Here is a 7,560-nt window from a genome sequence, read left to right on the forward strand (position 1 = left end):
TTGGCTCGATGAAATACTGTTGTGTTCTAACCCCTCTCTACAAAGTAAAGAAAGAGCAGAACGAATTGACTGTGCTCTTATTGGTTTTCACTTTTGAAAAAGTGAAATCAAAACAGCTCAAGGCTGTACCAACTTGATTTGGTCACTCAGTAAACATCGATAAATCTTTTGTCTATCAACTACGAGTGCCCACACAGATTGCATAGGTCAAATTGTTAAAGAACGTGCTCAGCCTTGCTGAGCGGAGTGAGATTTAAACTCAACTCTTTTTTCGAGTCAAGCACTTTTGCTTTCCTCGTGTTAGCTGCGAACTTTGCCGTGCCAACGAGGAGCGCATTATAGGGAGAGATTTCTTGTTGGCAATACCTTTCTTATGAAAAAGTGGCTTTTTTTCTAAAAAAACGCTCAGACGCTCAAAAGACAACCAAAGAGACAAAAAAGCAGCCAATTTTGGCTGCTTTTTCTGTTTTATTTAATCCGATTTTAATCTCAGATATCACTTTTTCAGGTATTCAGGCACATCAGCAATACTATCAAGTACCGCTGTTGCCAGCTTTTCACCTTCTTCTGATACTGTCTTTCCAGTGCGAACCAGAATCTTGGTTGAAATACCTGCCGCTCCTGCCGCACGCATGTCGTCCGCCTTGTCCCCAATCATGACAGAGTTTTCCATATCGATCTTGAGGAAGTCTCGCGCAGAGAAAAACATACCGGGTTTCGGTTTACGGCAATCACAATCTTGCTTGTATTTGTCATCACCATATTCAGGGTGGTGCGGGCAGTAGTAGATACCGTCAAAGTCCACACCTTTGTCAGCGAAGTTCCAATCCATCCATTCAGTCAGGTTGAGAAATTCATCTTCCGTATAGTAGCCACGAGCGATACCAGACTGATTGGTCACCAGCACAAGGAGATAGCCCATTTCTTTCAATGCTCGGCAAGCATCGAAAACGCCATCTATATATTCAAAGTCATCTGTTGTACTGACATAACCGTGATCAACGTTGATCACACCATCTCTATCGACAAAAACCGCTGGTCTAGCCAAAGCGCTACCCTCTATACACTATTACGCTGCGATTATGACACGCATTGCCAACGCAAGCATCCACGATTGTTAGGCCACCTTGACGAGTATGGTAAAGTTCCACCGATAGCCTAATGAGTAAAACCAACATGAAATATTCCCTGACGCCCGTCGGTCATATTGAATCTCCTTATAAAGAGAAATTCGCCGTCCCCCGTCAACCAGGACTTGCGCCAAGTGCTTTGGCATCTGTCGTTTTAGAAGGCGAAGCATGCAATGAAGACACAGTGCGTGGTATTGAACAATTCTCGCACCTTTGGATTCTTTTCTTGTTTGACCAAAACCTCGAGCAAGGTTGGACACCAACAGTCCGCCCTCCCCGCTTGGGTGGCAATGAGCGTATTGGCGTATTTGCCAGCCGCGCAACCTTCAGACCGAACGGTATCGGTATGTCGGTCGTGCCTTTGAAAGGGGTTCGTAAAGAAGGTGGCAAAATAATCATTGATATTGGGAGTTGCGATCTTGTTGATGGTACGCCAGTAATCGACATCAAGCCTTATATCCCTTATTCGGATTCCATAGAAGAAGCTGCGGGTGGATATGCTGCAGAAGCGCCTCAAACACTCGATATCCAGTTTGACGCTCAACCTTTAGCATTTTTAGCCAAAGATAAAGGCGGCCAAAATAAGCAGCAGGTGATTGGTGAAGTACTCGCACAGGATCCACGCCCAGCCTATAAAAAAGGAAAAACCGATACCAAGGAGTATGCGGTCCACCTCTTTGACCTAAATGTGAAGTTTACCGTCGCTGAACCTGTAATCACCGTGACAGCAATAGAAGCCTTTGGCGAATAGGGTTCTCGCTGTTAATATGACGCCCTTATACCCTCCATACTGTAATTAGATAAACGGATAGCTTAGATGCGTACCAGTAAATACCTTCTTTCTACTTTGAAGGAAACGCCAAACGACGCAGAAGTGATCAGCCACCAGCTGATGCTGCGTGCCGGTATGATCCGCAAACTGGCTTCAGGTCTGTACACCTGGCTGCCAACCGGTTTGCGCGTACTGCAAAAGGTTGAAAACATCGTTCGTCAGGAAATCAACAACGCAGGTGCGATTGAAACTCTGATGCCCGTAGTTCAGCCGTTTGAGCTATGGGAAGAGACAGGCCGCTCTGAAAAGATGGGTCCTGAACTACTTCGCTTCACTGACCGCCACGAGCGTCCGTTTGTTCTGAGCCCGACGGCAGAAGAAGTGATCACTTCTCTTGTTCGCAACGAAGTGAACTCATACAAGCAACTGCCTCTGAACCTGTATCAGATCCAGACTAAATTCCGTGATGAAGTACGTCCACGTTTCGGTGTGATGCGCGCACGTGAATTCTCAATGATGGACGCGTACAGCTTCGACATCGACAAAGAAGGCTTGCAAAAGTCATACGAAGCGATGCACGTTGCTTACTGTGCGGCATTTGACCGTATGGGTCTGGATTACCGTCCAGTGCTGGCTGACACAGGTGCTATTGGTGGTTCTGCTTCACACGAATTCCACGTTCTGGCAAACAGCGGTGAAGATACCATCGCATTCTCTACTGAGTCTGATTACGCTGCGAATGTTGAAATGGCAGAAGCCGTTGCACCTGCAGGTGAACGCGCTGCACCAACTCAGGAAATGACGCTGGTAGATACACCTGATGCGAAAACCATCGCTCAGCTTGTGGAGCAGTTTGACCTGCCAATCGAGAAAACCGTTAAGACACTGTTCGTGAAAGCGTCTGACGCTGTTGATGCTGATCTGGTTGCGCTGCTGGTTCGTGGCGACCACGAACTTAACGAAATCAAAGCTGAGAAGCTTCCACAAGTTGAGATGCCGCTACAATTCGCGACCGAAGAAGAAATTCGTGCGCTTGTAAATGCAGGCCCTGGCTCACTGGGTCCAGTTAACCTGACCGTTCCTTTCATTGTTGACCGCAGTGTTGCAGCAATGAGTGATTTCGGCGCAGGTGCGAACATCGACGACAAACACTACTTCGGCATTAACTGGGGTCGTGACGTTGAGCTGGGTGAAGTGGCTGATATCCGTAACGTGGTTGAAGGTGACCCAAGCCCATGTGGTCAAGGCACTATCCTTCTGAAGCGTGGCATCGAAGTGGGTCACATCTTCCAGTTAGGTACTAACTACTCTGAGAAGATGAACTGCGGCGTACTGGGTGCTGACGGTAAGAACACCATTCTGGAAATGGGTTGTTACGGCATCGGCGTTTCACGTGTTGTGGCCGCGGCCATTGAGCAGAACCACGACGAAAACGGCATCATCTGGCCAGATGCGATTGCACCGTTTACCGTTGCTATTGTTCCAATGAACATGCACAAATCTGAGCGCGTTAAAGAAGCAGCAGAAAAACTGTACGCTGATCTGACCGCAGCGGGCGTTGAAGTTCTGTTCGATGACCGTAAAGAACGCCCAGGTGTGATGTTCTCTGACATGGAACTAACGGGTGTGCCACACACTATCATCATCGGTGAGCGCAGCATGGACAGCGGCGTGTTTGAATACAAGCACCGTCGTGACGGCGAAAAAGTGCCGGTTGAAATGGAAAACATGGTTGAGTTCGTGAAAGCGAAACTGGCTTAATTCCGCTAACTGAATTGAAAGCGCCTCCTATTGGAGGCGCTTTTTCTATACGCAATTATCAAAGAATGTAACGAGGTTCCGTCCCCGCTCTTTTGATTGGTATAGCGCCTTGTCCGCATGGCTGAAATAATCTTCAACCCGCTCCACTTTCTCTCCCGGAATAACAAAGGTCGCCCCAAAGCTCATGGTGACAGAAATAAATTGTCCTTGATACTCAAAGCTATGCGCTTCAATAGCCTGCCGTATCCTTTCCAGTACTTTATGGGCTCGCCCCGCATCTTTAACACTGAAAAGTAACAGGAACTCCTCCCCTCCAATACGACCCACCCTGTCATAGGGGCGTAATTGGCGACTAAAAATCTCGCCTAATTGACGTAAAATCGCATCCCCTGCGGGATGACCATGCTCGTCATTAATGCGCTTAAACCAGTCAATGTCACACACCGCAAAACAAAGCCGGCTATCCGTTCGCATCGCCCGTGAGAAATCCTCATGCACACGCTCGAACAATGCGCGCCGGTTTAAAAGCCCGGTGAGCTCATCAAAGCTCGCAAGGTGGTCAAGACGGGTCATAGCATCCACGAGTCTCGCTTGTAACTCGAGCGTTCTGCGTCCAACTTCGATTCGGGCTTTCAGCACCTGAGTATTGAAAGGCTTGGTTACGAAGTCATTCGCGCCTTGATTTAGACCTTCAGCGATATGCTCTGCCGTGTCTCTTGCGGTACAAATAATGATGTAAGGTGGATTTGACGTGTCTATCTGACGAATTTTCTGACAGAGTTCAATGCCACTATAGCCTGGCATTTCCCAATCAAGCAGCAATAAAGAAGGCGGCTCTGGCTGCATAATGTGCTCAAGTGCTTCAACACCGTCATGCGCGACGATAACCTCAACACCCCACTTTCGAAGTAATACTTCTACCAGCTTGGCCGAAGCCTTGTCATCATCAGCAATAAGGACGCGAACAGAAAATGCCATCTCATACTCTTTATGAATATTGTTGAATTGAAATATACCATCTGTCGTTCTCTTACTAAGAAGCGATGACAAAACCATCAGTGTCTTTTAGCTCTAGATCACAATCGGTCGGTAACGTCAGGTAAATCAAAGAGATCAAAACGTCATAAGCACGGCTTCTGGTTCATACTTAAATAACGAGATATCAAGCAGGTAACGATTATGGCGTCCAGCGCGCACTCCAATACTCCACGCAAAACCACCGCCCTTTTACTCACGGGTGGCGGTGCGCGCGCGGCGTATCAGATTGGCGTGTTGAAGGCGATCGCTGAATGGTATCCAAGGGTGCATCACAGCCCCTTTACCATTTACTGTGGTACGTCTGCTGGTGCGTTGAATGCCACCTCTCTTGCCTGCCATACGTCATGTTTCCGACTTGGCGTCAAAAAACTGTCTTGGCTTTGGGCCAACCTGACAACCAAGGATGTCTTCCAAAGCTCCTTTTCTGGCATGTTTCATCATATCGGCAGACAAGGCTTCGCCCGCATGCAAGCTAAGTATCACTGCGCGCCTCCCTTTGGCCTTCTCGATAATCGGCCACTGCGCGGACTGCTTAATAATGTATTAAATTACAGCAAGATAGAGCATCAAATCCTTGCAGGGAATTTACGAGGGCTAGCCATTACTGCCTCAAACTACCAGACCAGTAAATCTGTGACCTTCTATCAAGGACAATCTTGCATTGAACCTTGGGCTCGCTCCCGCGCTATTGGTATTCCTTGCCAGATAACGACTGAGCACTTGCTGGCGTCTTCTGCCATCCCTATCGTTTTCCCTGCTTCGCAAATCGGGCACAACTATTACGGTGATGGCTCAGTTCACCAAATCGCGCCGCTCCGACCTGCACTGAAAATGGGGGCTGATAAGGTTTTGATCATCGACTTGAACCCTAAACGTTCCCAAAAGAATCATGCCCTTGCACAAGCGCCAGGCTTGGCGAGTCTGGGTGGGCACTTAATGGATGCTATTTTTGCTGACACGCTTTCCGCTGACCTGGAACATTTAGAGCGCATGAATGCTCTGGTCGGCGCCATGGCAAAATCTAAAGCTGAAAAATTGGCACTGCGGCAAGTCGATGCCTTCCACCTTTCACCTTCTGAACCTTTTGAGCCTTTGGTTGAGCGCTACTATTGTCATATGCCTACTGCAGTTAGAGGTCTGATGAGAGTTCTAGGCATCAGTCCTGTTGAAGATGCGGCCATTACCAGTTATCTGCTGTTTGAGCCGAAATATATCAACCACTTAATTGACATGGGCTACCAAGACGCTCAGAATCGTCGATCCGATTTAGCAGCCTTTCTCTCTGACGAGTAATCCCTGCTCACTGAAGAAGCACAGAAGCACCACCAAAACTGGAACGCTTTTTGCTTTTGTTGTTTAAAGCATAAACAGTGATAGTTATAGGTTTCTGAAGCAATGTCGACGAGCACTCAACTGGAACAGATTAAAAAAGCGGCGATTCAATCTCGCCGTGTTCCGCTGGGTGCTGATCAGCGCTTAATGGTGTTGCAGAAGCTTCAGGGACGCCTGGAAATTGATCCCTTATTCGAAGTGTTCACCCGGGAACTGGAAAAGCAAATCGATATCACCCGCCTGATTTGGGAGCATGACGAAATCTCCCACATCGTCCGCCGAGGCGGAACCTCTGACTATCGACAAACCTTCTCACTCAAGTTCGCAAATAACTCTTTGGGTATGCTCCAATACAGCACACCTTATAAACTTGATGATGATGAAATAGCGCTTATTCATACCTACCACCGTCTGCTTGCAGGCCCTCTAAGCAACGCCATTGAATACAACCGTGTTCGTAACCTCGCACTGCTTGATAGCTTAACCGGATTAAACAACCGAACCAGTTTTGAGCAAGATCTTCGCCAGTCGATTGCAATGACAGAGCGAAATGATCACGGCCTTATCCTGATGATTTTCGATATGGATAACTTCAAGCAGGTCAACGACACATACGGCCATCTTGATGGTGATAAAGTGCTGCGCCGTTTCTCACTACTACTTAAAGAAGCCATTCGAGCCTCAGATCGTTGTTACCGTTTAGGCGGTGACGAATTCGCGGTTATCCTGACGCCGGCAACACGCGAATCCGCACAGTTGGTCAATGAGCGTTTGAAATCCCTTATCGCAAAAGATCCACTGCTGACTGCACACAATATTTCCAGCTCTGTGGGGTGCTCGGCTTATCGTCAGGGTGACAGTAATGTATCCATGTTTGAACGCGCTGACCGCGGTATGTACCGCAATAAACATAAACGCCGCTAAGCCACGTTTCATCATGCTTTCAGGCTCCATTGCGGAGCCTTTTTGCGTTATATTGGCAGCAGTTTTTTTCAAGGAGTGGCTATGAAAGTCTACGATTGTTGCGATTTGATCCGTCAGCGTTATTCAGAAATTGGCAGTGGCGAACAAGGTTATATTCCTAGCGCTATCGCATGTGCTGTTCGCGCATTGGACGCTGTGGCGTCTGATGAAACGATTCCCGAAGAAAAGCGTGAGCAAGCCGCTTTCGCCGCTGCTAACCTGCTGATCAGTGACCACGAGGACGCATAATGGATCTCAAGAACTTTGAAGGTATGGATACCATCATGCTGATGAGTATCGTGAACATGAAGTTACGAGACGATTTTTCTTCTTTGGAAGAGTTGGTGAAGTACTTCGATATTGATGCCGAAGCCCTGAAAGCAAAACTTGCGACTGCTGGTTTCGAGTACATGGCTGATCAAAACCAGTTCCGCTAATAGCATCAACACTCAATGGAAACGGAAGCGCGATGGCTTCCGTTTTTTATCCCTGCGTTTTACTCAACGCCTTTATACCAATCACAGTGAGTAGGTGATCAGAGATAGCGCAGGAAAAATGCTCGAG

At 47.8% G+C, this 7,560-nt stretch carries 8 protein-coding genes; 6 read left to right on the forward strand and 2 right to left on the reverse strand.

Features of this window, described 5'->3' with window-relative positions:
• Window positions 1–496 precede the first annotated feature (496 nt).
• Window positions 497–1,048 carry a D-glycero-beta-D-manno-heptose 1,7-bisphosphate 7-phosphatase gene (gene gmhB / locus RN22_RS21445; RefSeq protein ID WP_046307590.1) on the reverse strand — a complete coding sequence of 184 codons (552 nt, stop codon included), beginning with the start codon at window positions 1,046–1,048 and terminating at the stop codon, window positions 497–499.
• 128 nt (window positions 1,049–1,176) lie between these two features.
• On the opposite strand from gmhB, the gene tsaA reads away from it, so the two are divergent.
• Together tsaA and RN22_RS21455 are read left to right on the forward strand one after the other, a co-directional pair.
• Window positions 1,177–1,881, forward strand: a complete 705-nt coding sequence (tsaA, locus tag RN22_RS21450; protein WP_046307595.1) for a tRNA (N6-threonylcarbamoyladenosine(37)-N6)-methyltransferase TrmO — start codon at window positions 1,177–1,179, stop codon at window positions 1,879–1,881.
• A 66-nt stretch (window positions 1,882–1,947) separates the two neighbouring features.
• Entirely contained in the window at window positions 1,948–3,663 is a 1,716-nt protein-coding gene (locus RN22_RS21455; protein ID WP_046307591.1) for a proline--tRNA ligase, read from the forward strand.
• A 45-nt stretch (window positions 3,664–3,708) separates the two neighbouring features.
• Here the strand turns inward: RN22_RS21455 and RN22_RS21460 are convergent, their stop codons facing one another.
• Window positions 3,709–4,641 carry a diguanylate cyclase gene (locus tag RN22_RS21460; RefSeq protein WP_046307592.1) on the reverse strand — a complete coding sequence of 311 codons (933 nt, stop codon included), beginning with the start codon at window positions 4,639–4,641 and terminating at the stop codon, window positions 3,709–3,711.
• A gap of 201 nt (window positions 4,642–4,842) precedes the next feature.
• On the opposite strand from RN22_RS21460, the gene RN22_RS21465 reads away from it, so the two are divergent.
• From RN22_RS21465 to RN22_RS21480, 4 genes are all read left to right on the forward strand, one after another.
• On the forward strand, window positions 4,843–5,994 hold the full coding sequence (locus RN22_RS21465; protein ID WP_002536419.1) for a patatin-like phospholipase family protein: 1,152 nt from the start codon (window positions 4,843–4,845) through the stop codon (window positions 5,992–5,994).
• A 102-nt stretch (window positions 5,995–6,096) separates the two neighbouring features.
• Complete coding sequence (locus tag RN22_RS21470; protein ID WP_002536418.1) at window positions 6,097–6,957, forward strand: GGDEF domain-containing protein; 861 nt, start codon at window positions 6,097–6,099, stop codon at window positions 6,955–6,957.
• Between the two features lie 81 nt (window positions 6,958–7,038).
• Window positions 7,039–7,245, forward strand: coding sequence for a YaeP family protein (locus RN22_RS21475; RefSeq protein WP_002536417.1), 207 nt, complete (start codon window positions 7,039–7,041; stop codon window positions 7,243–7,245).
• Window positions 7,245–7,433 carry a DUF4250 domain-containing protein gene (locus tag RN22_RS21480; protein WP_002536416.1) on the forward strand — a complete coding sequence of 63 codons (189 nt, stop codon included), beginning with the start codon at window positions 7,245–7,247 and terminating at the stop codon, window positions 7,431–7,433. The genes RN22_RS21475 and RN22_RS21480 overlap by 1 nt, the downstream gene beginning before the upstream one ends.
• Window positions 7,434–7,560: the final 127 nt, after the last annotated feature.

It is taken from the genome of Grimontia sp. AD028, from assembly GCF_000973155.1.
Classification (GTDB): Bacteria; Pseudomonadota; Gammaproteobacteria; order Enterobacterales; family Vibrionaceae; genus Enterovibrio; species Enterovibrio indicus.